Source organism: Mycolicibacterium sp. lyk4-40-TYG-92 (genome assembly GCF_030209435.1).
Classification (GTDB): domain Bacteria; phylum Actinomycetota; class Actinomycetes; order Mycobacteriales; family Mycobacteriaceae; genus Mycobacterium.
In genome coordinates this window covers 254387-279352 of sequence record NZ_JARVRX010000002.1, presented here as the reverse complement: position 1 = coordinate 279352, position 24966 = coordinate 254387, and the positions used below count along the sequence as shown (strand labels likewise).

At 67.8% G+C, this 24966-nt stretch carries 20 protein-coding genes; 1 reads left to right on the top strand and 19 read right to left on the bottom strand.

Annotated features, from left to right (window positions below; all coding sequences use genetic code 11):
• Position 1: 1 nt before the first annotated feature.
• The gene (locus tag QRN63_RS06020; protein WP_285029946.1) at positions 2-841 is read left to right on the top strand and encodes an NAD-dependent protein deacetylase; all 840 of its coding nucleotides are present in this window, start codon (positions 2-4) and stop codon (positions 839-841) included.
• On the opposite strand, the gene QRN63_RS06015 is transcribed toward QRN63_RS06020, so the two are convergent.
• The 19 genes from QRN63_RS06015 to QRN63_RS05925 form a co-directional block, all read right to left on the bottom strand.
• Positions 817-2124: a protoporphyrinogen/coproporphyrinogen oxidase gene (locus QRN63_RS06015; protein WP_285029944.1), complete on the bottom strand. Its 1308-nt coding sequence runs from the start codon at positions 2122-2124 to the stop codon at positions 817-819. The two genes, QRN63_RS06020 and QRN63_RS06015, sit on opposite strands and share 25 nt — an antisense overlap.
• A 4-nt stretch (positions 2125-2128) precedes the next feature.
• Entirely contained in the window at positions 2129-2752 is a 624-nt protein-coding gene (locus QRN63_RS06010) for a PIG-L deacetylase family protein (protein WP_043394250.1), read from the bottom strand.
• A 131-nt stretch (positions 2753-2883) separates the two neighbouring features.
• A complete protein-coding gene (gene proB, locus QRN63_RS06005; protein ID WP_267319279.1) occupies positions 2884-4005 on the bottom strand; it encodes a glutamate 5-kinase in 1122 nt (373 codons plus the stop codon).
• Complete coding sequence (obgE, locus tag QRN63_RS06000) at positions 4002-5462, bottom strand: GTPase ObgE (protein WP_267319280.1); 1461 nt, start codon at positions 5460-5462, stop codon at positions 4002-4004. The genes proB and obgE overlap by 4 nt, the downstream gene beginning before the upstream one ends.
• Before the next feature lie 136 nt (positions 5463-5598).
• Positions 5599-5856: a 50S ribosomal protein L27 gene (gene rpmA, locus QRN63_RS05995; RefSeq protein ID WP_020102180.1), complete on the bottom strand. Its 258-nt coding sequence runs from the start codon at positions 5854-5856 to the stop codon at positions 5599-5601.
• Positions 5857-5874: 18 nt separating this feature from the next.
• Positions 5875-6198: a 50S ribosomal protein L21 gene (rplU, locus tag QRN63_RS05990; RefSeq protein ID WP_267319281.1), complete on the bottom strand. Its 324-nt coding sequence runs from the start codon at positions 6196-6198 to the stop codon at positions 5875-5877.
• Between the two features lie 184 nt (positions 6199-6382).
• The gene (gene rne / locus QRN63_RS05985; RefSeq protein ID WP_285029941.1) at positions 6383-9439 is read right to left on the bottom strand and encodes a ribonuclease E; all 3057 of its coding nucleotides are present in this window, start codon (positions 9437-9439) and stop codon (positions 6383-6385) included.
• A gap of 314 nt (positions 9440-9753) precedes the next feature.
• Entirely contained in the window at positions 9754-10164 is a 411-nt protein-coding gene (gene ndk, locus QRN63_RS05980) for a nucleoside-diphosphate kinase (RefSeq protein ID WP_285029940.1), read from the bottom strand.
• Between the two features lie 49 nt (positions 10165-10213).
• Positions 10214-10540, bottom strand: a complete 327-nt coding sequence (locus QRN63_RS05975; RefSeq protein WP_285030022.1) for a DUF4233 domain-containing protein — start codon at positions 10538-10540, stop codon at positions 10214-10216.
• A 44-nt stretch (positions 10541-10584) separates the two neighbouring features.
• Complete coding sequence (gene folC, locus QRN63_RS05970) at positions 10585-12033, bottom strand: bifunctional tetrahydrofolate synthase/dihydrofolate synthase (protein ID WP_267319283.1); 1449 nt, start codon at positions 12031-12033, stop codon at positions 10585-10587.
• Complete coding sequence (locus tag QRN63_RS05965) at positions 12030-14711, bottom strand: valine--tRNA ligase (RefSeq protein ID WP_502888091.1); 2682 nt, start codon at positions 14709-14711, stop codon at positions 12030-12032. The genes folC and QRN63_RS05965 overlap by 4 nt, the downstream gene beginning before the upstream one ends.
• A gap of 100 nt (positions 14712-14811) precedes the next feature.
• Complete coding sequence (locus tag QRN63_RS05960; RefSeq protein ID WP_285029938.1) at positions 14812-15441, bottom strand: DUF937 domain-containing protein; 630 nt, start codon at positions 15439-15441, stop codon at positions 14812-14814.
• Between the two features lie 99 nt (positions 15442-15540).
• Positions 15541-16800 (bottom strand): saccharopine dehydrogenase family protein, encoded by a 1260-nt coding sequence (locus tag QRN63_RS05955; RefSeq protein ID WP_285029937.1) that lies wholly within the window; start codon positions 16798-16800, stop codon positions 15541-15543.
• A gap of 9 nt (positions 16801-16809) precedes the next feature.
• The gene (locus tag QRN63_RS05950; RefSeq protein WP_285029936.1) at positions 16810-18789 is read right to left on the bottom strand and encodes a S9 family peptidase; all 1980 of its coding nucleotides are present in this window, start codon (positions 18787-18789) and stop codon (positions 16810-16812) included.
• Positions 18790-18829: 40 nt separating this feature from the next.
• Entirely contained in the window at positions 18830-19642 is an 813-nt protein-coding gene (locus QRN63_RS05945) for an alpha/beta fold hydrolase (protein ID WP_285029935.1), read from the bottom strand.
• 203 nt (positions 19643-19845) lie between these two features.
• Positions 19846-20172 (bottom strand): transglycosylase family protein, encoded by a 327-nt coding sequence (locus QRN63_RS05940; protein WP_267319288.1) that lies wholly within the window; start codon positions 20170-20172, stop codon positions 19846-19848.
• Between the two features lie 862 nt (positions 20173-21034).
• Positions 21035-21613 (bottom strand): molybdenum cofactor guanylyltransferase, encoded by a 579-nt coding sequence (mobA, locus tag QRN63_RS05935; RefSeq protein WP_285029934.1) that lies wholly within the window; start codon positions 21611-21613, stop codon positions 21035-21037.
• A 19-nt stretch (positions 21614-21632) separates the two neighbouring features.
• Positions 21633-22712 (bottom strand): 2-oxoacid:ferredoxin oxidoreductase subunit beta, encoded by a 1080-nt coding sequence (locus QRN63_RS05930; RefSeq protein ID WP_267319290.1) that lies wholly within the window; start codon positions 22710-22712, stop codon positions 21633-21635.
• The gene (locus tag QRN63_RS05925) at positions 22709-24664 is read right to left on the bottom strand and encodes a 2-oxoacid:acceptor oxidoreductase subunit alpha (RefSeq protein WP_285029931.1); all 1956 of its coding nucleotides are present in this window, start codon (positions 24662-24664) and stop codon (positions 22709-22711) included. The genes QRN63_RS05930 and QRN63_RS05925 overlap by 4 nt, the downstream gene beginning before the upstream one ends.
• Between the last annotated feature and the right edge of the window lie 302 nt (positions 24665-24966).

The window sequence follows — 24966 nt, the reverse complement described above, 5'->3', positions numbered from 1 at the left end:
CGTGCAGGCTCCTGAACTGGTCAATCTGCTGACCGACCGACGTCTCGCCGTGCTGACCGGCGCCGGTATCTCCACCGACTCGGGCATCCCGGACTATCGCGGGCCGGATTCGCCGCCGAGCAATCCGATGACCATCCAGCAGTTCCTGTCGGGGCCGGCGTTCCGGCAGCGGTACTGGGCCCGCAACCACATCGGCTGGCGGCACATGGCCGTCCGCCGGCCCAATGCCGGCCACCGTGCCGTGGCCGCCATGGAACGAGCGGGGCTGGTGACGGGCGTCATCACCCAGAACGTCGACCTGCTGCACACCAAGGCCGGCTCTCGGACCGTGGTGAACCTGCACGGCACCTACGCACAGGTCGTGTGCCTGAGCTGCGGGCACACCATGACGCGCGCCGCGCTGGCCGTCGAGCTGGAGCGGCTCAATCCCGGGTTCGCCGAACGCGCCGAGGTCGGCAGTATCGGTGTCGCACCCGACGCCGACGCGACGGTCGAGGACACCGCGACATTCCGGTATCTGGACTGCCCGCGCTGCGGCGGCATTCTCAAACCCGACATCGTGTACTTCGGTGACAGCGTGCCCAAGGACCGGGTGAAACAGGCGTACGCCCTGGTCGACGACGCCGACGCGCTGGTGGTCGCGGGCTCGTCACTGACGGTGTACTCGGGCTACCGGTTCGTCCGGCACGCGGCCGCCGCCGGAAAGCCCGTCGCGATCATCAACCGCGGGCCCACCCGCGGCGACGACCTGGCCACGGTCAAGATCGACAGTGGCTGTTCGGAAATTCTCGCGCTGCTGGCCGGCGAGCTATCGGCTCAGAACCTGTCGGGATGCCAATAGACGTCCTCGGGCGTACCGGACAACGCGTTGTCCACGGCTTCCCGGCCCTGCATGTAGCCGTAGTCCTGGTTCGACGACTCGTAGCGCCACCCACCGAACCGCCCACGGCTGTAGAAGCCGTGCGCGCGCAGCCGTTCGTCGACCGTCCGCACGATGTCGTCACGGCCCAGGGTCGGCACCGGATAGCCCATCGGCACCTCCTGCACGAACCGGCTCACCACGTACTCCGATTCGGCCCCCAGTGCCCGCAGTGATTCCTCGGTGCGCCGCACCGCGTCGTCGGCGGTCAGTGTTTGCCCGGGTAGCAGCGGCACCTCGCACAGCACGTTCCAGCGGCCGTCGCCGGCGTTGGCGGGGTCGTAGTTGTTGAGCATCGTGGCCCGGTACCACGGCACGCCCAGGTCGGGACAGTAGAGCCAGGTCTTGTCGGCCAGCGCTTCCGGCGCCGGACCGCGGTAGCCCAAACCGACCGCGTAGATACGACTGGCGCACAAGGTGTTTCGCTCGGCCGTCCCGGCTGCGCCGGCGCCGCCGAGCCAGCCCCAGGCCGTGGTCAGCGGCGCCGAGCTGACGCAGTGGTCGTACGTGACGGTCGATCCGTCGTCCAGCGTGGCGGTCCGACGGGCCACATCGACGTCGACTACGCGGGTGCCCAACCGCACCGTCCCCGGCACCAGCATCTGGTCGTGCACGCCCTGCCACAGCGCACCGGTGCCGCCGATCGGATACGGAAAACTGCCCGCGGGCACCGGCGCCGAACCGGCCAAACCGAGGCGCGGCACGTTCGGCGCGGCGCTGCCGCTGCGCAACGACGTCCATTCGTGGTCGATGTGCTCGAGTGGGGCCGTCCACATCTTGTAGTTGTAGGGCCCGAAAAACTCGTCAAAAAGTTTGCCACCGAAATTGTTCCGGTAATAGTCGGCGAGGTTGTGCAGCGGGGCGTCCGGGTACAGGTCGGTGGGCATCTCGGCGAGTTGCTGCTGGATGGGCGTCGGCACCAGGCTCTGCGGCCCACTGCCGTCGAGCCACACCCAGCCGTTGCGGGCGACGTCGTTCATCTTGACGCCCGAGGCATCGACCGCGCGGTCGAATTCCGGGAAGTGGCTGTGCAGCACGTGGCCGCCAAGATCCCAGGTGAAACCGTATGCGTCACGGACCGATGTGGCCATGCCGCCGACCTGATCGCCGGCATCGATCACCAGGTGATCGATGCCGAGTTCGGTCAGCCGGACGGCAGCGCCCAGCCCCGTCGGACCGGCCCCGACTATGAGAAAGGTCGACACAGGGTCAGAAATCGACGACCAGTCGGGCCGGCTCGAATCCTTCGGCGAACGTGCGGCGGCACAGGAAGCCATAGTGCTCAGCGGAACTGCGCACCCAGGAGGCACTGACCTTCTCGCTGGCCTCGGCCTGCGACACGTGCGACATCAGGGCTTCGATCTTCTTGTCCAGAGAGTCGGAGATGTCGACAAACGCCGTCGGATTGAAGCCGATGGCCGACGGCCCGCCGTACGTCATGATCGACGACACCCACCGGGCGGCACCGAGGGTACAGCGGGAAACCACCCGGTGGTCCTGGTGACTGTCATTGGCCGTGTGTGTGTAAACGATTGTGGCAGCAGATTTTTCGATGGCGTCTTCGATCAGGTGGACCAGCTCGAACTCCTGCAGCGAAACACGGCAGTCGCCGAAACCCTGGCCCCACAGCAGTTCGTGGACGCCGAGCACCTCGACCGCGCGGAGTTGCTCGCGCACGCGCTCCTGCGAGTCGCCCGGCCCCTCCTCGCCGCGGGTCACCACCAACATGGTGACCCGGTCTCCGGCCGCTACATGCTTTGCCAGCGCACCGCCGCAGCCCAGTTCGATGTCATCGGGATGCGCGCCGACCGCCAGCACGGACTGTCTCGCCATCGCCCCCTCAATTCTGTTTGCTGCGTGGGTTGTAGAAGGCAGCATAACCCTAAATTATTGGGTGGGCCTTCTCCAGCAGGGAAAACATCGAACGAGGCGTCGATTCTAGCCAAATACACACAAAGTCGACGTCAAATTGCTACGAGGTCGTCCGCATGTACCGCGGGCCGGCGCAGTTCGACGGGTAGTTCGGGGGTGGACCGGCCGATTATGCCCGCGAGCTCGGAATCGTCGTACGCGACGACGCCCCGTGCCACGGCGTTGCCGTCCGGGCCGTGCAGCTCGACGACGTCGCCGCCGTGGAAGCGGCCCGAGACCGCGGTGATACCGGCGGGCAACAACGATTTTCTCTGCCCGACGACAGCCCGCACCGCGCCGGCGTCCAGGGTCAGGGTCCCCGTCGTCTCCGCCGCGTAGCGCACCCAGAACCGGCGCGCCGACATGCGCTCTGGGCGGGCGGCGAACACCGTTCCCACCGTGGCGTCGGTCAGCGCGGCCGCCGCGTCGCTGGCGGCCGCCAGCAGGACGGGTACACCGGCGTCAGCGGCCAGCAGCGCGGACGACAGCTTCGACGCCATGCCGCCCGTGCCCAGGTGACTGCCCCCGGTGGCGGACACGCCGTCGAGGTCGCCCGACGCGGCGACCTCGGGGATGAAGCGCGCGTTGCCCTTGCGAGGGTCGGAGTCATACAGCCCGTCGATGTCGCTCAGCAGGATCAGCGCATCGGCCCCCACCAGCTGGGCCACCAGCGCCGACAGCCGGTCGTTGTCGCCGAACCGAATCTCGTTGGTGGCCACGGTGTCGTTCTCGTTCACGATCGCCACCGCGTGCAACGCGCGCAGCCGGTCCAGTGTGCGCTGCGCGTTGTTGTGCTGCGCGCGCTGGGCGATGTCGTGGGCGGTGAGCAGCACCTGCCCGACGGTACGGTCGTACCGGCCGAACGCCGCGCTCCACGCGTTGACCAGGGCCACCTGGCCGACGCTGGCCGCGGCCTGCTTGGTGGCAAGGTCCGTCGGGCGCCGGTTCAGGCCGAGCGGCTCGATGCCCGCGGCGATGGCGCCCGACGACACGATCACGACGTCCGAACCGGCCTTCATCCGCTTCTCGATGGCATCGGCCAGCGTGGCCAGCCGGCCGGCGTCGAACATGCCGTTGGGTGCGGTGAGCGCCGTGGTCCCGATCTTGACGACGACGCTGCGCGCGGTACGCACGGCTTCGCGATGCGCCGAGACCGTGGCGGAACTGTGCGTCACAGCTCGTCCTCGGCATCCTCCGCTGACCGACGGCGTTCCTTGCGGGCCGCCTTGCGTTCCGCGGCCCCGATGCGGTCGGTCTGCTCCAGCCGAATGTCGGTGCCGCGCCCGGACATCTGCATGTCGACACCAGCGGGCGTCTGCGGCTCCCAGTCGAAGGTGACGTCGCCGATGGTCACCGCGCAGCCTGCGCGGGCACCCTTCTTGAGCAGTTCGTCCTCGACGCCCAGGCGGGCCAGGCGGTCACCGAGATAACCGACCGCCTCGTCGTTGTCGAAGGCCGTCTGGGCGATCCAGCGTTCCGGCCGGGTACCGCGCACGATGAAGCCGCCGGAGCCGTCCGATTCGACGGTGAAGCCGGTTTCGTTGACGGCGACGGGCCGGATGATCGGCCGGCGCGGTGCCACCACAGGTTGTGCGGCACGGTACGCCGCGACCATGTCCCACAGCGCGAAGGTCAACGGGCGCAGACCATCTCGGCTGACGGTCGAGATTTCGTAGACCGGCCAGCCGTACTTGGCGGCGACTTCTTCCTTCACGAAATCGGCGAGTTCGCGGGCGTCGGGCACGTCGATCTTGTTGAGCAGCACCGCGCGGGGACGCTCGGCCAGGTCGCCGAGGGTCGAATCCCCTTGCAGCGTGGGCGTATACGCAGCCAGCTCGGCCTCGAGTGCCTCGATGTCGGAGATCGGATCCCGGCCCGGCTCGAGGGTCGCGCAGTCCACCACATGCACCAGCACGGCGCAGCGTTCGATGTGCCGCAGGAAGTCCAGGCCCAGGCCGCGGCCCTCCGAAGCGCCGGGGATCAGGCCCGGGACGTCGGCGACGGTAAAAGTGTTGTCGCCCGCCGAGACCACACCCAGGTTGGGCACCAGCGTGGTGAACGGGTAGTCCGCGATCTTCGGCTTGGCAGCCGAAATGGCCGACACCAGAGAGGATTTACCGGCCGACGGGAAACCGACCAGGCCCACATCGGCGACGGTCTTGAGTTCGAGGGTGAGATCCCGGATCTCACCCTTCTCCCCCAACAGCGCGAAACCGGGCGCCTTGCGTGCCCGCGAGGCCAGTGCGGCGTTGCCCAGCCCGCCGCGGCCACCGGCGGCGGCCTCGAAGCGGGTACCGGCACCCACGAGGTCGGCCAGCATGCGGCCCTGGTCGTCGAGCACGACCGTGCCGTCGGGCACGTGCACCTCGAGATCGGCGCCCGCGGCACCGTCGCGGTTGCTACCCGCGCCGGGCTTGCCGGAGGGGGCATCGACGTGCGGGCGGAAGTGGAAGTCCAGCAAGGTGTGCACCTGCGGGTCGACGACCAGCACGATGCTGCCGCCCTTACCGCCGTTGCCGCCGTCCGGCCCACCTAGCGGCTTGAACTTCTCCCGATGTACCGATGCACAGCCATTGCCGCCGTTACCGGCGCGCGCGTGGATCACCACACGGTCAACGAACCGGGGTGCCATCTGACGTCCTCTCCCTCACAAAAACCAAGTCCCCGTCGCTTCGCTCGCCCCGGGAACCGCTTCCCTGTCGCCAGGGAAAAAGAAAAGCTGCCACGAGGCGAAACCTCGTGGCAGCTTCACACCTCGTGGGAAAAGGTTAAGCCTCGACCGGGACGATGTTGACCGTCTTGCGACCACGCTTGGAGCCGAAGAGCACCGAGCCGGCGGCCGTGGCGAACAGGGTGTCGTCGCCACCGCGACCGACGTTCACGCCCGGGTGGAAGTGCGTGCCGCGCTGACGGACGAGGATCTCGCCGGCCTTGACGACCTGGCCGCCGAAGCGCTTGACGCCCAGTCGCTGGGCGGCGGAATCGCGACCGTTACGAGAGCTGGACGCGCCCTTTTTATGTGCCATGTCTGTTCGCTCCCTTACTTACTTGATGCCGGTGACCTTGACGACCGTCAGCTGCTGACGGTGGCCCTGGCGCTTGTGGTAGCCGGTCTTGTTCTTGAACTTGTGGATACGGATCTTCGGGCCCTTGGTGTGCTCGAGCACCTCACCGGTGACGGCGACCTTGGCCAGCGCGTCAGCGCTGGTGGTGACCTTCGCACCCTCGACCACGAGAGCGACGGGCAGCGACACCGAGGCGCCCTGCTCAGCGTCGAGCTTCTCGACCTTGACCACGTCACCGACGGCAACCTTGTACTGCTTGCCACCAGTCTTGACGATTGCGTACGTGGCGTTATCGGCTGCCATCGTTGGTGTTCCTCTGTTCTTCGTTTCGTCTACTGCGGGGCGCGCGCCACCCGAAGGCTGCGAGCGCGGGTCTGTGATGCGGGGCCGTCAAGGCGCCCACTGTCGCCGGTGTCGGCCAGGCGACAACTGGTCAAGGGTACGTGACCAGGTAATCGAGGGTCAAACCGCGTGGACCCTCACGGCATCAACCATCGACACCTCCGACCGGCGGACCGGCGGGACGGGCCGCGGCGCGGCGGCGCTGCCGGACGACGGGAGCCTGCGCGACGACCGGTTCGGCGGGCTGATCAGCCTCTTCGTCGTCGTCCTCGTCCTCGTCGTCGTCTTCGTCGTCCTCGTCCGAGTCGTCATCGTCCGAGTCGTCGTCGTCCTCGTCGTCCTCATCCGAGTCGTCTTCGTCTTCGTCGGTGTCGTCGTCGAGGTCCAGCTCGTCGTTGTCGTCGTCGCTGTCCTCGAAGTCCTCGTCGAGTTCGACTTCGAGTTCGTCGTCTTCCGAGTCCTCGTCCTCGGCCTCGTCGTCTTCGGCGTCCTCGTCGGCGTCCAGCTCGGTGAGCGCCTCGGCGGACTCGACGGCATCGCTGTCTGCCGCGTCGTCGGCAAGTCCTTCGGCGTCCTCGGTGACGTCTTCGTCGTCGAGTTCGTCCTCGTGCTTACCGTTCGCCGCCGCCATGGCCTTGAACATCGGGTGCTCGCCCTGCGGGTGCGGCGGCACCTTCGCCACCGGCGTCTCCTCGGCACGCGGAGCGGCCTTCTTGGCGCGCTTGCTGCGCCGGCCGCCGCCACCAGCGCTGCCGCCGGCCGCCTCGGTCTTGCGGCCGTTCGCCGACGCGGTGTCCACCGGATCGCCGTGCAGCATGATGCCGCGGCCCGCGCAATGCGGGCAGGTCGTGGAGAACGCCTCGACCAGGCCGGTGCCCAGGCGCTTGCGCGTCAGCTGCACCAGTCCGAGAGAAGTGACCTCGGACACCTGGTGGCGGGTCCGGTCCCGGGCCAGCGCCTCGGTCAGGCGGCGCAGCACCAGGTCGCGGTTGGATTCGAGCACCATGTCGATGAAGTCGATGACGATGATGCCGCCGATGTCGCGCAGCCGCAGCTGACGGACGATCTCCTCGGCCGCTTCGAGGTTGTTGCGGGTGACCGTCTGCTCCAGGTTGCCGCCCGAGCCGGTGAACTTCCCGGTGTTGACGTCGACGACGGTCATGGCCTCGGTGCGGTCGATCACCAGGGTGCCGCCCGAGGGCAGCCAGACCTTGCGGTCCATCGCCTTGGCCAGCTGCTCGTCGATGCGGTACACCGAGAACACGTCCGGACCTGTGGGCCCGCCGGCCGGCTCGTACTGCGACATGCGCGAAAGCAGTTCCGGCGCAACGGAGTTCACGTACCCGTTGATGGTGTTCCAGGCTTCGTCACCCGACACCACGAGCTTGGAGAAGTCCTCGTTGAACAGGTCACGGATGACCTTGACCAGGACGTCGGGCTCCTCGTAGAGCGCTACCGCAGCACCGGCGGCCTTGGCCTTGGTTTCGGCCGCGGTCGTCTCGATCTCGGTCCAGCGTTCCTGCAACCGGTTGACGTCCGCGCGGATGTCCTCTTCCTTCACGCCCTCGGACGCGGTGCGGATGATCACACCGGCGTCCGCAGGCACGACCTCCTTGAGGATTTCCTTCAGGCGCTGGCGCTCGGTGTCGGGCAGCTTGCGGCTGATCCCGGTCGACGACGCCCCCGGCACGTACACCAGGTAGCGCCCGGCCAGCGAAATCTGCGTGGTGAGGCGAGCGCCCTTGTGCCCGACCGGGTCCTTGCTGACCTGGACGACGACGTAGTCGCCGGGCTTGAGCGCCTGCTCGATCTTGCGGTTGTTGCCACCGAGACCGGCGGCCTCCCAGTTGACCTCACCGGCGTACAGCACGCCGTTGCGGCCACGGCCGATGTCGACGAACGCCGCCTCCATCGACGGCAGCACGTTCTGCACGATGCCGAGGTAGATGTTGCCCACCAGGCTGGCCGATGCCGCGGAGGTGACGAAGTGTTCGACCACGACGCCGTCTTCCAGCACCGCGATCTGGGTGTACCGGGCGCCTTCGTGCGGCGGTTCGGTGCGGATCTTGTCGCGCACCACCATCACACGCTCGACAGCTTCGCGCCGGGCCAGGAACTCGGCCTCGCTCAGGATCGGCGGACGGCGGCGACCGGCATCACGGCCGTCGCGACGGCGCTGGCGCTTGGCCTCGAGCCGGGTGGACCCGGTGATGCCCTGGATTTCGTTGTTGTCCGACTTCGCCCGTGGGGCGCGCTCGTGGACGACGGTGTTGGGCGGATCGTCCGGCGAACCGGCCTCGCCATCGGCATCGTCACCACCGGCACCGCCGGACTTGCGGCGGCGACGGCGACGGCGACGGCGGCTGGCGCCGTCGGACGCGTTCGCGTCGTCGTCGCCGGAATCCTCGTCGGCCTCGCCGTCGGCGTCCTCGTCGCCCTCGGCCGACGCGTCCTGCGTCTCACCTTCGGCGTCGCCCTCGGTCGCGTCGTCGCTGCTCTGTTCTCCCCGACCGCGGCCCCGACCGCGGCGACCACGACGGCGGCGCCGGTTGGCGGGCCGCTCGCCGTCTTCGTCGGTGCCGTCCTCGCCGCCCTCGTCGCCGGCGTCGGCCGCGTCGTCGGTGGTGTCGTCGTCGGCGAAGTCGTCAGGCTCGGCGGGCGGCCGGAACGTCACGGGCTGCGGTGCCACGAACAGCGGCAGGTAGTCGGCCGGCTCGGCGGCGGGCGCCGGGACTGGTTCGAGCAGCAGGCGGGACTCGGGCTCGTCTTCGTCGGGCTCCGCGTCGCCGGCGTCGGCTGCCTCGCGGGCGATCTCGACGGCAGCTTCGGCGACGTCGACGGCTTCGACGGCGACCTCTGCGGACACCCCTGCGGTTTCGGTGGCGGCCTCGGTGGTGACCTCGACCAGCACCTCGGCAACCGGCTCACCGGCCTCCGCCGGCGCGGCGGGTGCCGGGCTCTGCGTGGCGTCGCCGCCGAGACCCAGCAGGTCGCGGACGCGCTCGGCCTCGACGCGGGTCACCGTGGAGGCCGGGTTGCGGGGCCGACCGTCGACCCCGGCGAGGGTCTCGGTGATGTTCTTGCTGGTGGTCCCGAGGATCCGGGCCAGCGAGAAAATCCGCAGGCGCTCGGGGAGCTCTATCGGCTCCGCTGCGCTGCCGGCGTCTTCGGATCGGTCTTCAAGTTGGGCATCGTCGGCCACGTATTCTCCTCAAGCCCCCGGGCGCGTCGTGCGACGCGGCCACGCGAGGGCTTCTTGTATTGGCTCGGGGAACTTCTCCCGAGATTGTTGTGGTCTCGCACCTAGCGGCCCATGGGAGCCCTCGGTGCCTGGCTGAATGATGGCTGGACGGTCGGCGCCGCACCTGGATTTCTCCGGGTGGTCGCGTCGTCTAAGTCTTCATCCGGGCGTCCGCTCCTGGTATGAAGCAGGTCACCCGTACGCCAGTATCCCACATCGTCGGCCAATCTCCGACGAGGTGCCGCCGGTAGCTGCGTTACCGGCGGCCCACAGTGTCAGTTACCGGGGAACCAGAGGGCGATTTCGCGGGCCGCGGACTCCGGGGAATCCGAGCCGTGCACCAGGTTGTCCTGGGTGATCAGGGCCAGGTCACCACGGATGGTGCCGGTCGCGGCCTTCTCCACCGGGTCGGTGCCGCCGGCGATCTGGCGGAAGGCGGCGACAGCGCGCGGGCCTTCGACGATCGCTGCCACAACCGGGCCGGAGGTGATGAATTCCAGCAGGTCACCGAAGAAGGGCTTGCCCTCGTGCTCGGCGTAGTGCTTGGTCGCCAGCTCCACGCTGACGATCTTCAGCTCAAGAGCAGCGAAGGTCAGGCCCTTGCGCTCGATCCGGCTGATGATTTCGCCGATCAGGTTGCGCTTGACGCCGTCGGGCTTGATCAAAACAAGGGTCTGCTCAGTCACGGCGGACAGCGTACTAGTCAGTAACCGAATCGAGCGATTCGGGCGGAGCTCACTGCTGGCCGGGCAGCAGGCCGCGGTCCTGGCGGCGCTTGACCTCGGACCGCAGATACGCGATGAGGACCCAGACGAGCAGGAAGATGATGCCGACGATGCCGATGGTGACGTCGATGAACACGCCGAGGATCAGGACGAACTGCATCCCGATGTTGGCCCACAGCGCCCACGAGCGGCCCTGCAGCCCCGACAGCAGGGCCAGGACGATCGCCATGCCGATCAGATAACCGCTGCTGAGCGGAGTCAGCCCGCCGTGGAACACCGACACCACCGGCAGCGCCAGGAGCACCACGATCACTTCCAGGATCAGAGTGCCGGCCATCACGCCGCGGAAGCTCTTCCAGGGGTCAGGCTGATTCGGGGCGGTCACGCCGGTTCCTTTCCGAAGAGAGTGCGGGCCGCGCCGGCCGTCACGACCGAACCGGTGATCACCATGCCCGAGCCGGAGAAACCGTCGGACGAGCCGTAGTCGTTGCCCGACTCCTCCACCAGCGCCGTCGCCGCCTCGATGGCGTCGGCCAGGTTGGGCGCGGTGACGACGCGTTCGGGGCCGAAGGTCTCCTCTGCCAGGGACGCCAGCGTCTCGGTGTCCATGGCGCGCGGCGACCCGTTGTGGGTCACGACCACCAGATCGAACGCCGGCTCGAGCGCGGTCAGGATGCCGGCGACGTCCTTGTCGGCCATGACCGAGATGACGCCGACCAGGAACCGGAACTCGAACTCCGTCTGCAGCGCGTCGGCGAGGGCGGCGGCACCGGCCGGGTTGTGCGCGGCGTCGATGAACACCGTCGGCGCACTGCGCATCCGCTCCAGGCGGCCGGGGTTGGTCACCGAGGCGAAGCCCGCGCGCACGGTGTCGACGTCGAGCTGACGGTCGGCTCCGGCTCCGAAGAACGCCTCCACCGCGGCCAGCGCCAGGACGGCATTGTGCGCCTGATGCTCGCCGTGCAGCGGCAGGAAGATGTCGGTGTAGACGCCGCCGAGGCCCTGCAGTTCCAGCACCTGCCCACCGACGGCGACCTGCCGGCTGCGGACCGCGAACTCCGAGTCCTCGCGCGCCACCGCGGCGTCGGCCGTAACCGCCTGCGCCATCAGCACTTCCATTGCCTCGGGAACCTGGCGGGCGATCACCGCGACGGTGCTGAGGTCGGTACCCGCGGGCACCAGGCCGGGCTGCTGGCGCGCGATGATGCCGGCCTTCTCCCCCGCGATCGCGGCAATGGTGTCGCCGAGAAAGTCGGTGTGGTCCATGCCGATCGGGGTGATGACCGCGACCGGGGCGTCGACGACGTTGGTGGCATCCCACCGTCCGCCCAAGCCGGTTTCGACGACGGCGACGTCCACCGGCGCGTCGGCGAAGGCCGCGAACGCCATGGCGGTGAGCACCTCGAACTTGCTCATCTTGGGGCCGGGCTCACCCAGTTCGCCGGCCAGCTCGCCGGCCTGGGACTGCCGGTCGACGATCTCCACGAACGGTTCGATCTCCGTGTACGTGGCGACGTATTGCGCTGGGCTGATGGGTTTTCCGTCGATCGCGATGCGCTCGGTGGCAGCCTGCAGGTGCGGGCTGGTCGTCCGGCCGGTGCGCCGCGAGAACGCCGTCAGCAGCGCGTCGATCATGCGGGTGACCGACGTCTTGCCGTTGGTGCCGGCCACGTGGATGCTCGGGTAGCCGCGCTGCGGCGAGCCGAGCATCTCCAGCAGCGCCTCGATGCGTACGGTGCTGGGCTCGATCTTCGTTTCCGGCCACCGCTGGTCGAGCAGGTACTCGACCTGCAGCAGTTCGGCGATCTCGTCGGGCGTGGGGGCGCTCATGCGGACGGGAGGCCGGCCAGCCGGGTGTTGATCCGGTCGACCTCTTCCTGGGCCAGTTGCTGGCGGGCCCGGATCTTGGCGACCACATCCTCCGGCGCCTTCGCGAGGAACGCCTCGTTGCCCAATTTGCCTGCGGTCTGGGCGAGTTCCTTCTGCGCGGCGGCCAGGTCCTTCTCCAGTCGGCGCCGCTCGGCGGCGACGTCGACAGTGCCCGAGGTGTCCACCTCGACCACGACGGTGCCCTTCGACAACCGGACCTCCACTGCCGCGGAGGGGCTGAAGTCGTCGGCCGGCTCGGTCAGCCACGCCAGGGACGTCACCGCGGCCACCTGGGCATCCAGATCGGCCTCGCTGATGCCCACCAGGCGGGCCGGCACCTTCTGCCGGTCGTTGAGGCCCTGGTCACTGCGGAACCGGCGCACCTCGGTGATCAACTTCTGCATGTCGGTGATGCGCCCGGCGGAAACCTGATCCAGAGCCACACCGGAGGCCTGCGGCCACTCGGCGATGACCACCGACTCGCCACCGGTCAGCGACTTCCACAGCGCCTCGGTGACGAACGGCATCACCGGGTGCAGCAGCTTGAGCAACACATCGAGCACCGCGGCCAGCACGGCCTTGGTGTGTTCGGCACGCGAACCACCTTCGAACAGTTGAGCTTTCGCGAGCTCGAGGTACCAGTCACAGAACTCGTCCCACGCGAAGTGGTACAGCGCCTCGCAGGCCCGGCTGAACTCGTAGCGCTCCAGCGTGTTGTCCACTTCGGCGCGAACCTCTTCGAGCCGGCCCAGGATCCAGCGGTCGGCGTCGGTGAGTTCGGCGGCATCAGGCAGCGCAGCGGGTGCCGCACCGTTCATCATCGCGAACCGCGTTGCGTTGAACAGCTTGGTCGCGAAGTTGCGAGAGGCGCGGGCGTGGTCCTCACCGATTGACAGGTCGCCGCCCGGGCTGGCACCGCGGGCCAGGGTGAAGCGCAGCGCGTCGGCGCCGAACATCTCGACCCAGTCCAGCGGGTCGATGCCGTTGCCCTTGGACTTGCTCATCTTCTGCCCGAACTGATCGCGAATCAGGCCGTGCAGGAAGACGTTCTCGAAGGGCACCTTTGCCCCACCCAGCACCGGATCGTCGGCCACGAACGTGCCGAACATCATCATGCGGGCCACCCAGAAGAACAGGATGTCGTAGCCGGTGACGAGAACCGTTGTGGGATAGAACTTCTCGAGCTCGGGGGTCTTATCCGGCCAGCCCATGGTCGAGAACGGCCACAGCGCCGAGGAGAACCACGTGTCGAGCACGTCGGGGTCCTGCTCCCAGCCGGCCGGCGGCTCCTCGTCCGGGCCGACGCAGACGGTCTCGCCGTCCGGGCCGTGCCAGATCGGGATGCGGTGGCCCCACCAGAGCTGCCGCGAGATGCACCAGTCGTGCATGTCGTCGACCCAGGCGAACCAGCGCGGTTCCAGGCTGGTGGGGTGAATCACCGTGTTGCCGTTACGGACTGCGTCACCGGCGGCCTTGGCCAGCGACTCCACCTTGACCCACCACTGCATGGACAGCCGCGGCTCGATGGCCTCGCCGCTGCGCTCGGAGTGCCCGACGCTGTGCAGGTACGGCCGCTTTTCGGCGACGATCCGGCCCTCGGCGGCCAGCTTCTCGCGCACCTTGACACGGGCCTCGAAGCGGTCCATGCCGTCGAATTCGGTTCCGGTACCGGCGATGTTGCCCTTGGTGTCCATGATGGTCGTCATCGCCAGGTTGTGGCGCATGCCGATCTCGAAGTCGTTCGGATCGTGCGCGGGCGTGACTTTGACTGCGCCGGTGCCGAATTCGGGGTCGACGTGCTCGTCGGCCACGATGATGATGTCGCGGTCCAGGAAAGGGTGCGGCAGGGTGCTGCCGACCAGCGCGCGGTAGCGCTCGTCCTCGGGGTGCACGGCGATGGCGGTATCACCGAGCATCGTCTCGAGTCGCGTCGTCGCGACCACGATGTGGGGCTCCGCGTCGTTCATCGAGCCGTACCGGAACGAGACCAGTTCACCCTCGACGTCGTCGTACTTGACCTCGAGGTCGGAGATGGCGGTCTCCAGCACCGGCGACCAGTTGACCAGCCGCTCGGCGCGGTAGATCAGGCCGGCGTCGAACAGCCGCTTGAAGATGGTGCGGACGGCGCGCGACAGGCCTTCGTCCATGGTGAAGCGGTCCCGGCTCCAGTCGACGCCGTCGCCCAGGCGGCGCATCTGGCCGCCGATGGTCCCGCCGGACTCGCGCTTCCACTCCCAGACCTTCTCCACGAAGCCCTCGCGACCGAAGTCTTCCTTGGTCTTGCCATCCGCGGCGAGCTGCTTCTCGACCAGGGTCTGCGTCGCGATACCGGCGTGGTCCATGCCGGGCAGCCACAGCACCTCGTAGCCCTGCATGCGCTTACGCCGGGTGAGCGCGTCCATCAGGGTGTGGTCGAGCGCATGGCCCATGTGCAGGCTGCCCGTGACGTTCGGCGGCGGCAGCACGATGGAGTACGGCGGCTTGTCGCTGGTCGGGTCGGCGGTGAAGTACCCGGCATCGACCCAGCCCTGGTACATGTCAGCTTCTACCGCGCTCGGATCCCACGTTTTGGGCAGGGCTGTTGCCGCATCGGAGGCCGCAGTCACGGTCGCGGGATCAGGTCTATCGCTGGCAGTCACCGGCCAATTCTAGGTAAACCCCGTGAGTACACGTAAAAGCGCCCCAACGCAGCTAGAAGTGGTGAGTCCCGTGGTCGCCCGCAAGCGGCAGGCCCACGGCCTATTTCTTGTTGCCGAACAGGCCACCCAGGACACTGCCGAGCACGCCACCGGCGCCCTGGTTGCCACCGCCGCCGAGGACGCTGCCCAGGATGTTGCCGAGCGGATTGTCACCGGAGTTCGAGTTGCCGCCCGCGTTGTTACCACCGAGCGCGCCGCCGAGGATGTTGCCCAGCACGTCGCCGAGACCACCGCCGGATGCCGCAGGCGTCGACGCCCCGCCACCACCACCGGTGAGCTGCTTGCCGATGTAGGCCAGCACGATGGGCGCCAGGATCGGCAGCAGCTTCTGGATCAGCTCGCTGTTGCCGGCGCCGCCACCGGCGAGCGCCGACGCGACCTGGCCGCTGTCATTGCCACCGAAGATCTTCGCGACGGCATCGGCGCCCTGGTCCTGGTTGACCTGGTCGACGGTCACGCCACCGTCGAGCAGCCCGCTCGCCGCGTGGCCGGCGGCGTCGTTCTCGATGCCGGCCGCGGTATCAGGGTCCTCCGCGTTGTGCTGCAGGCCGCCCACCAGCAACGGCACCAGTTGTTGTACGGCGCTGTTCACCTCGCCTTCATCAGCGCCGAGCTTGGCCGCAATCTCTTGTGTCGGAATCTGATTGAGCAGTTCGTCAAGACCAGCCATGGCTTTCCACCTCATGTCCCCGGGATGTGTGTGAAACCTCGCCGCCGACACTAGCCGGGTCAGCGGCGAGGCACAGCACTTCGGCGCTTGCTGCGCGAATCAGCGCCCCAGCGCCTCGGTTTCGAACGTGACGCCGGCGGCCGGCAACCGGGTCATCAGCACGTCGCCCATCGCGGCGGCGGGTGTCAGGACGCCCGTCAAATCCGACAGCCGGTCGCGGTCGAGGGCCAGCGCCAGCCCGCTCTCGCCCAACAGCACCGCGGTGGCCTTGTAGCCAGGGTCGCCCTGCTGCGCCATCACCGAGCGGTACCGGGCGCCGCTGGTGGTGCGGGTGTAGGTCTCGACGCGGTAGTGGCCCTTGTCCCGCGCCTGCTCGCTGGGCCCGGTCCCGGGCTTTGGCACGACGCGGTCGATCAGGCCGCGGGGCAGCTTGTTGAAGAAGCGGCTGCCGAGGTTCATGACGGCGGCGTTGGCCGCGGTGCCCAGCGCCGAGGCCACGGGCGCGATGGGCGACGACCCCAGGCTCATGTGCTCCGAGTACCGCAACCGGCGGCCGTACTCCCAGTCCAGCAGCGCATTGCTGCGGCGCACGATGCGGGTGTTGGCCACCGCCATGACGAAGGCACCGGTCCAGGTCCCGGTGAGTTCCGGGGCGATGTCCCGGCCCCGGCGCCACGGGGTGTCGGTCTGGTGGCCGAGGTCGGGCTCGGCGCCGCGATCGGTGGTCAGCGTGTAGGGGTCCAGCATGGTCTGGCGCAGTTCCTCGTCAGCGGACGTCCGTGAGAACAGCTCGAGCATCGAGGCGACGGTGCCGCCGGAGACCCCGCCCGAGAATCCACGGAGCACGTAGTCAGTGTCCGTGAGTTCGCCGGCATCGTCCGCCTGCGCTGCCTTGTACAGCGCGTAGACGGTGAGATCCGAAGGGATGGAATCGAATCCGCACGAGTGCACGATGCGGGCGCCGGTGTCGGCGGCCTGCTTGTGGAACAGGTCGATGCTCTCCCGGATGAACAGGCTCTCACCGGTGAGGTCGGCGTAGTCGGTGCCGGCGGCAGCGCACGCCGCCACCAGCGGCAGGCCGTATTTGAGGTACGGACCCACAGTGGTGACGACCACCTGCGTCCGCTCGGCCATGGCATCGAGGGTGTGCTGTGACGAGGCGTCGGCCTGGATCAGTGCCCAGCCCTGTCCGGCCGCGCCGAGGGAATCCCGGACGGCGGCCAGTTTGTCCATCGACCGGCCCGCCAGCGCGATCCGCGCCTGTCCTCCGTTCTCGGCCAGGTAGAGGGCGGTCAGCTTCCCGACGAAGCCGGTGGCGCCGTAGAGGACGATGTCGAATTCGCGCTGCGGTGCGGTCATGCTGCCAACCTAACCGAGGGTCTCCGGCAGGTCGATGTGTTCGTCGAGCACGTGCTCGGACAGGAACGCCGTCACCACCTGGTACCAGATCTTGGCGTGCTGCGGCCCGGCGATCCAGTGCCCTTCCGACGGGTAGTAGAGGTAGCGGTGCGCGGTGCCGCCGGTGTCGTCGGCCGGCAGTCCCGACCGGGTCAGTAGGTCGTTCCACAACCGCAGGCCTTCACCGATCGGCACGCGGTAGTCCTTGTCGCCGTGGATCACCAACATCGGGGACCTGATGTTCTCCACGTGCAGATGCGGCGAATTGCGTTCGGCCATCTCGGGTGTCATCTCCCGCGCCCACCAGTAGGCGCCGTCGGTCGTCGGCCCGAACTGGTCCAGCGCCCACAGGCTGGCGTGCGTGACGATCGCGGCGAACCGGTCGGTGTGCCCGGCGATCCAGTTGGCCATGTAGCCACCGAACGAGCCGCCCATGGCGGCGATCCGGCCGGCGTCGATCCGCGGGTGCGCGCGCGCCCCGTCGACAGCCGCCATCAGATCGGTGTACGGCGCGAAACCCCAAGCACCCCAGCCACGTTGGATGAAGTCCTGACCGTATCCGGTGGACAGTGCGGGATCCGGCATCAGCACCGCGTAACCGAGCGCGGTGAGCAGCCAGGGATTCCACCGCCAGTGCCAGGTGTTCCAGCTGCCCAGCGGCCCGCCGTGCACCCAGAGCACCAGCGGCGCGGCGGTGTCGCCGGCCGGCAGTGTCAGCCAGGAACGAACGGCCTCACCGTCGTCCGTGGTTGCCGTCACCTCGACCAATTCGCCTGGCAATTCGGGAAATTCGACGCACGGGAGCACGGTGACGGAGCCGTCGGCGTCGATCCGGACCGGGTGCGGCGGGGCTAGGTAGCTGCTGCGCAGGGCATAGAGTGCGCCACCGGCAACGGGCCGCACCTCGCTGTAGGCGAAGTCGTCGTGCGTCACCTGCGTGACCGCGCCACTCGAGGGGTCGACGGCGAAGATGGGCGCCCGGCCGTTGTCGTCCGCGGTGATCAGCAGCGTCGACCCGTCGTGCGACCAGGTCACCGATGCCGGCCAGCGGTCCCAGTGCGCGGTGAGCTCCACCGGCTCGCCACCGAAGTCCTGACGGCACAGGGTGATCCGCGGCGCTTGCTCCGGCGTCGAGTGCGTCTCGCGCAGGTACGCGACGGAGTTGCCGTCAGGCGAGATCGCCGGGCTCCCCAGGTCGGCGGCCGGGTCATCGGCGATCACCGTGCGCTCCCCCGTGGCGATGTCGATGCGGACCAGCACGCTGCGCAGCGCGGCCCCCGGCGCGGGGAGCTCCCAGGAGGCGACTGCGAAGCGCCCATCCGCGCTGACGGCCACAGCGGCCTCGTTCAGCGCCATCCCCGGTTCCGGTGTGATGTCGTGCGCCGCACCGGATTCGACCCGAAGCAGATGCGCGTGATCCGGGCCCAGGTCGTGGTCCCAATGCCGCACCGGGTATCCGGTGTGCAGTATCGCCGACACCTTCTTGTCCTTGCGGAGGGTCCGTAGGCGCTTGTCATCGTCGGGTGTGCCGGCGGACGGCAACAGCGGTGCCGTCACCACCACGACGTCGGCCGAGCGCGCGGTGTGTACTGCACTGACGCCGCCCGCCAGCTCGAGAATCCGTTGTGCTTCACCGCCATTGGCGGGCAATTGCCACAGAGCCGCGGCGGGGTCCTGGTCGGTGTCGGTGGGGCGCGCCGCGACGAACAGCAGGTCGCCCGCCGCGGTGAAAGCGGGCTGCGACTCCCCCTTGGCGCCGTACGTCAGCCTGCGTGCCTCGCGCTGACCGTCGGGATCGAGTTCCCAAGCCGCGGTGATGAATTCGGTGCCCTTGTCGTCCAGTTCGCTGATCATCGTGACGACGCGGCGGCCGTCGGGCGAGACGGCGAGCCCGGACACCCGGGGTAGGGAGAGGTACGCATCCAGGTCATGGAATGGAGTCAGGGCCATGCTCCGTTGTTAGCACATGGCGGCGCGCAGCCCCACGCCATCAATGCCTGCGGTGGCGGTCGAGGAAGTCGTCGATGAGCCCGTTGACGGTGTCGGGCGCCTCGTAGGCGGCCAGGTGCCCGATCTGATCGAGCACCACCAGCTCCGCGCCGGGAATCGCCTCGGCCATCCGGCGCACTTCGGGTACCGGGAAGCTCGCGTCCTCGCGACCGGCGACGACCAGGGTCGGGGTGTTGATGCGGCCGAACAGCGCGTGCTGGTCGGGACGCCTGACCACGATGCTCTCGACCGCGAAGCTGGCGGACCGGGCGTCGTTGCGCTCGATCATCGTCACCAGTCCGTCGACCAGGTCAGGCCGCTGCCGGCGCGTGGTCTTCCCGAGGAAGCGCGGCACGACCGTCGACCGCACGAGGAGCGGGCGCCCGGCGAGTCGAGTCATCCGGGCCGCCAGCGCCAGCTGCAGCCGGTCCCAGCTGGGGCCCTCCGACGCGGTGCCGTTGAGCAGTACCGCGCATCCGGCCCGATCAGGGAACATCGCTGAGATCGTGCCGCCGATCATGGCGCCCCACGAGTTGCCGACCAGGTGGGCCCACGGCAGCCCCAGCGTGTCCAGGACGTCGACGTACGCCCGGGCGCTGTCTTCGAAGGTGAACGCTCTGCGCAGCGGCTCGCTGCGCCCCTGTCCTGGCGGGTCGACCGTGATCGTCGTGTACCGGGCGGACAGGTGCCGCACCTGCGCGGTGTACAGCGTGTGGTCGGTCAGCAGGCTGGGCATCAGGAGAATCGGCTCGCCGGAGCCGTTGACGTGAACCTGCAGGGCGCCGAGCCCGGTCGCGATGTCGTGCGTCGCCATGGCCCCATGGTTTCATCAAGTGACGGATCAGCTCCCCATCGTTGATCCTGCGCGTGGGGCGCAGAAAGCCGAGTAGCGCGCACCTTCAGCGCGGAGCCAACAGCCAGGCGCGCGCTGGACCAAGACAAAGGGTGCCGGACCGCGTGGTCCGACACCCTTTGATTGTCTCGTTCGAGCGTTCGCGGCGCTCTGAGGCTCAGAAACTAGCCCCGACGGCCGCAGACCGGCCAAGCGCCCATGCCCTGATGGGCGGCGACGTTCTCGGCGACTCGGATCTGCTCATCCTTGCTGGCGGTGTGGGGCATGCCCGAACCGCCGTTGGCACGCCAGGTGCCGAGGTTGAACTGCAGCCCACCGTAGTAACCGTTGCCGGTGTTGATCGCCCAGTTACCACCGGACTCACAGGCTGCAACGGCGTCCCAGTTGTGGCCGCCGTCCGCATTCGCGGTACCGGTACCGATGACCATCGGGGCTACAGCAACTGCCCCGGCAACGGCAACCAGTCCAAGCGTTGTGCGGATGTTCTTCACGTTTTTCCTCTCGCCGAGCGCGCGCCAAACATCGCCCGCGCATAGGCGGTGCGAACTGCTGCCTGCCGGGCAGGCGTAGGGGGGCTGAATCGTGTCGTCTCGGTCGGACACGACAGCGGGGGCGGTTTGATCGGTCCGGGCTCGAGGCCGGCGGACGCCACGGGCAACAGGCCATCTGCTCTGTTCCCACCGCGATCCCGCTCACACGCAGGTTCATGGTTTTTTCAGTTGTTTGCTCTCTTGGAGCAGCACGAGGACCGTAGCAAGAATTCAGTCGGCAATGTCGAATCCATCCCAGCCAGATAACAGGCAGATCACGGCCGAACCTGAGAGGAACATAAGCAGGTCACGCGATATATAAAGCACCGCTAACAAATCACAGTTCGGAAACATTTCGTGATAGAGGTCACCATGAAATTGTGGCCTGGCGCACAGAATTCAATTCACTCGAGTCACAGTTGTCGCAGGTCAGCGGCGCATTTCAGCAGTGTTCAAGCTAAACCTCCGGCGTGTCGTCCCGTGAAATCCGATTGCGACAGGGCCTGAGTTCGCCATCGACGGGTGCGTCAAACCCAGCCGGACCGGGTAAGGCCACACGGCACTGTCTCCAATCAGGACTTTTCATGTCCGCGATGGATTCCGTTCGAGCAACGTTAACCGGCACACCGTGGACACCGCCGGCCAAATCCGTTGTGCCGCAGCATGTTAGAAATTCAGGAACAGTGACTGCGTCGAATTTCCCGGAATTACGCCAATACATTTCCCAATTTGTCGCACAAGCTAGAAATAGCGGCAATTCGAATTCCTCGACCAGCGAGAAATTCAAGAACGCCGAGCATGGCCCTCGGCCTTTGCTGAGATGTCAGACGAAGTCGTCCGGGCTGTTGACGTTGACCAGCGCCCGCTGCCGGTCCATCACCACCCGCTGGGTGTCGGCGGTGTCGACCAGAGCCCGCATGCTGCGCCGCCCATGGGCCACCAACTCGTCGGCCCGGGTGGCGAGCGCGGTCCGGTAGATGCCGGCCAGATAGTGGTCCCGCCCGTCCCAGGGCAGCACCACGTCGGCGTCCACCCGGGCCGCGTGTTCAGCGAGCTCGTCGATCAGCTCGGCCGTCAGGTACGGCATGTCCACGGCGCACACGAAGGCACACGGGTATCCGGCGTCGGCTGCGGCGCGCAATCCGCGGGCGGTGGCCAGCAGCGGTCCGACCCCCGGGGTCGCATCCCGCAGCACTTCCGCGTCCAGGTCAGGCAGCGCCTGGCCGCGGGCAGCGATGACGAACACCGCCTTGCAGCGGGACCGCAGGGTCGCCACCGCCTGCTCCACGAACGTGATCTCCCCCGCCGGCCCGCGGAACCGCACGGTGGCCTTGTCGCGCCCCATACGACGAGACGCCCCGCCGGCCAGTACAACTGCGGCCAGCGGGGCGTCTTGCGTCAAGACGGAGTTACTCTCGTGCCTATTCCACGGTCCAGGTGTCCTTGCCACGCAGCAAGGATTGCAGAGCGGCGGTGTCGTGCGCCTTGGATTCCCGCGCAGAGCTGATCTGCTGACGCGCTTCGTCGTCGTACGTCGGGCGGTTCACCTGACGGAAGATGCCCATCACGGTGTGCTCGAGGTTCTGCTCCGACAGGCGCGACAGCGCGAAGGCGTAGGCGGGGTCGTCGAGGTGAGCGTTGTGCACCACGATGTCCGACGGATCGACGTCGGCGGTCTTGCCGATCTCCAATCCGTAGCCGGACTTGGTCACGCAGTACTCGTTCTCCGCGCCGAAGGTGATCGGCTGGCCGTGCTGCAGGTTGATCAGGCGCTCCTCGGCGCCTTCCTTGCGCAGCGCGTCGAAGGAACCGTCGTTGAAGATCGGGCAGTCCTGCAGGATTTCGACGATGGCGGCACCGCGGTGTGCGGCCGCGGCCTTAAGCACCTCGGTCAGACCCTTGCGGTCGGAGTCCAGCGCGCGGCCGACGAACGTCGCCTCGGCACCCAACGCCAGCGACACCGGGTTGAACGGCTGGTCCAGCGAACCCATCGGGGTCGACTTGGTGACCTTGCCGACCTCGGAGGTCGGCGAGTACTGGCCCTTGGTCAGACCGTAGATCCGGTTGTTGAACAGCAGGATCGTGATGTTGATGTTGCGGCGCAGCGCGTGGATCAGGTGGTTGCCACCGATCGACAGCGAGTCACCGTCACCGGTGACGACCCACACCGACAGGTCCGGACGCGCCAGCGCCAGACCGGTGGCGATGGTCGGGGCGCGACCGTGGATCGAGTGGAACCCGTAGGTCTCCAGGTAGTACGGGAACCGGCTCGAGCAGCCGATGCCGCTGATGAACGCGATGTTCTCGCGGCGCAGGCCCAGCTCCGGCAGGAAGTTGCGGATGGTGTTGAGGATGACGTAGTCACCGCAACCGGGGCACCAGCGCACCTCCTGGTCGCTGGTGAAGTCCTTGCCCTTCTGCGGCTGGTCCGTGGTCGGAACCAGGGCAGTCTTGCTGAGGGCTTCGGTCAGGCCCAGATCAGCACCGATCAGATCCGTCATGCGTTTGCTCCCACACCGGTTTCCACGGTGGCGGCTGCCAGCCGTGCGAACTTGGCTTTGTCAGTTTCCTTCTCGCGCAACGATCCGTCCAGCGCCGCGCTGATGATGCCCTCGACTTCGTCGGCCAGGAAGGCCATGCCCTCGACCTTGGTCACCGACTGGACGTCGACCAGGTACTTGCCGCGCAGCAGCAGGGCCAGCTGGCCCAGGTTCATCTCGGGCACGACGACCTTGTCGTACTTGCGCAGGACCTCTTCGAGGTTCGCCGGGAACGGGTTGAGGTGGCGCAGCTGCGCGTGCGCGACCTTGACGCCGTTGCGCCGGGCGCGCCGGCAGGCTTCGCCGATGGGGCCATACGAGCTGCCCCAACCGAGCATCAGCAGCTCGGCCTCGCCGCTCGGGTCGTCGACCTCGAGGTCGGGCACCTTGATGCCGTCGATCTTGAGCTGGCGCAACCGGACCATGAGGTCGTGGTTCTTGGGCTCGTAGGAGATGTTGCCCGAGCCGTTGGCCGCCTCGAGACCACCGATGCGGTGCTCCAGGCCCGCGGTACCCGGGATGGCGAACTGACGTCCCAGCGTCTCGGGGTCACGCGCGTAGGGCTGGAACGGCTCGCCCGACTTGGCGAAGGTGTGCTCGATGGCCGGGTAGCTCGCGATGTCCGGAATCCGCCACGGCTCGGAACCGTTGGCGATCGCGCCGTCGGACAGAATGATCACCGGCGTGTGGTACGCGATGGCGATCCGCACGGCCTCGACCGCGATGTCGAAGCAGTCCGACGGAGAAGCCGGTGCCAGCACCGCGACGGGCGATTCACCGTTGCGGCCATACAGCGCCTGCAGCAGGTCGGCCTGCTCGGTCTTGGTCGGCAGACCGGTGGACGGGCCGCCGCGCTGCACGTCGATGACGATGAGCGGCAGCTCGGTCATCACCGCGAGGCCGATGGCCTCGGACTTCAGCGAGACACCGGGACCCGACGTGCTGGTCACGCCGAGCGCGCCACCGTACGAGGCACCGATGGCCGCGCCGATACCGGCGATCTCGTCCTCCGCCTGGAAGGTCAGGACGTTGAAGTTCTTGTGCTTGGACAGCTCGTGCAGGATGTCCGACGCCGGGGTGATCGGGTAGGTGCCGAGCACCACCTGGATGTCACCCAGCTGACCGGCGGCGACGATGCCGTACGCCATGGCCGTGTTGCCGGAGATCTGACGGTATTCGCCGGACTTGAGCTTGGCCGGGGCCACCTCGTAGGTGGTGCCGAAGGCCTCGGTGGTCTCGCCGTAGTTCCAGCCGGCCTTGAGCGCCAGCACATTGGCCTCGGCGATCTCGGGCTTGCGGGCGAACTTCTCGCGGATGAAGGCCTCGCTGTGCTCCAGCTCGCGGCCGTACATCCAGGACAGCAGGCCGAGCCCGAACATGTTCTTGGCGCGCTGACCGTCCTTCTTGGTCGCGCCGATGGCCTCGACCGCGGCCAGCGTCAGCGTGGTCATCGCCACCGGGATGACGACGAACTCGGACAGCTCGTCGTTCTCGAGCGGGTTCTCGTCGTACCCGACCTTGGCCAGGTTGCGCTTGGTGAACTCGTCGGAGTTGGCGATGATCATGCCGCCGCGCGGCAGGTCGGCCACGTTGGCCTTGAGCGCGGCCGGGTTCATCGCGACCAGCACGTCGGGACGGTCACCGGCGGTGAGGATGTCGTAATCCGCGATCTGGATCTGGAACGACGACACGCCGGGCAAGGTGCCCTGTGGTGCGCGGATCTCGGCGGGGTAATTCGGCTGCGTCGCAAGGTCATTGCCGAAGAGCGCGGCCTCCGAGGTGAACCGGTCACCGGTCAACTGCATACCGTCACCGGAGTCGCCGGCAAAGCGGATGACGACCTTCTCGAGCTTCTGCCGCGGGGCTGCGCCGTTCTCGGCGCCGGTGCCGTTGTCGCCGTCGTTAAGACCCACGACGCCTGCCTTTCACACTCTGTTTCGACCGTCCGTCGCACTGTTTCGGAGACGCCGCAGAACGGTGCTCACGATCGCCAGCTCGGCGCCGCCAAAATTTTGATGTCACTGCTAGTACCGATTATTGCACTTCTCTTAGGGTGCACTCGCCAGGACGCGCCATTGAAGGCCGTGTGGCAACCCCATGAATGTGCACGTCAAATCGATTACCAGAGCTTGACACCTGTCAAAATGTGGCTTTCATCACGTCCTACCAGGTGCAAATCCTAAGAACGCGGTTACCGATCGGTAGCGTCCGCGCT

Coding starts and splice junctions, on each gene's coding strand:
- QRN63_RS06010 (WP_043394250.1), bottom strand. CDS start 2,752: ATGGCGAGACAGTCCGTGCTGGCGGTCGGCGCGCATCCCGATGACATC.
- obgE (WP_267319280.1), bottom strand. CDS start 5,462: ATGGCACCCCGGTTCGTTGACCGTGTGGTGATCCACGCGCGCGCCGGT.
- rpmA (WP_020102180.1), bottom strand. CDS start 5,856: ATGGCACATAAAAAGGGCGCGTCCAGCTCTCGTAACGGTCGCGATTCC.
- rplU (WP_267319281.1), bottom strand. CDS start 6,198: ATGGCAGCCGATAACGCCACGTACGCAATCGTCAAGACTGGTGGCAAG.
- QRN63_RS05975 (WP_285030022.1), bottom strand. CDS start 10,540: ATGGCCGGCACTCTGATCCTGGAAGTGATCGTGGTGCTCCTGGCGCTG.
- folC (WP_267319283.1), bottom strand. CDS start 12,033: ATGAGCGCCCCCACGCCCGACGAGATCGCCGAACTGCTGCAGGTCGAG.
- QRN63_RS05960 (WP_285029938.1), bottom strand. CDS start 15,441: ATGGCTGGTCTTGACGAACTGCTCAATCAGATTCCGACACAAGAGATT.
- QRN63_RS05955 (WP_285029937.1), bottom strand. CDS start 16,800: ATGACCGCACCGCAGCGCGAATTCGACATCGTCCTCTACGGCGCCACC.
- QRN63_RS05950 (WP_285029936.1), bottom strand. CDS start 18,789: ATGGCCCTGACTCCATTCCATGACCTGGATGCGTACCTCTCCCTACCC.
- QRN63_RS05945 (WP_285029935.1), bottom strand. CDS start 19,642: ATGGCGACGCACGACATCGCGACCGGGCTCGGCGCCCTGCAGGTTCAC.
- QRN63_RS05930 (WP_267319290.1), bottom strand. CDS start 22,712: ATGACGGATCTGATCGGTGCTGATCTGGGCCTGACCGAAGCCCTCAGC.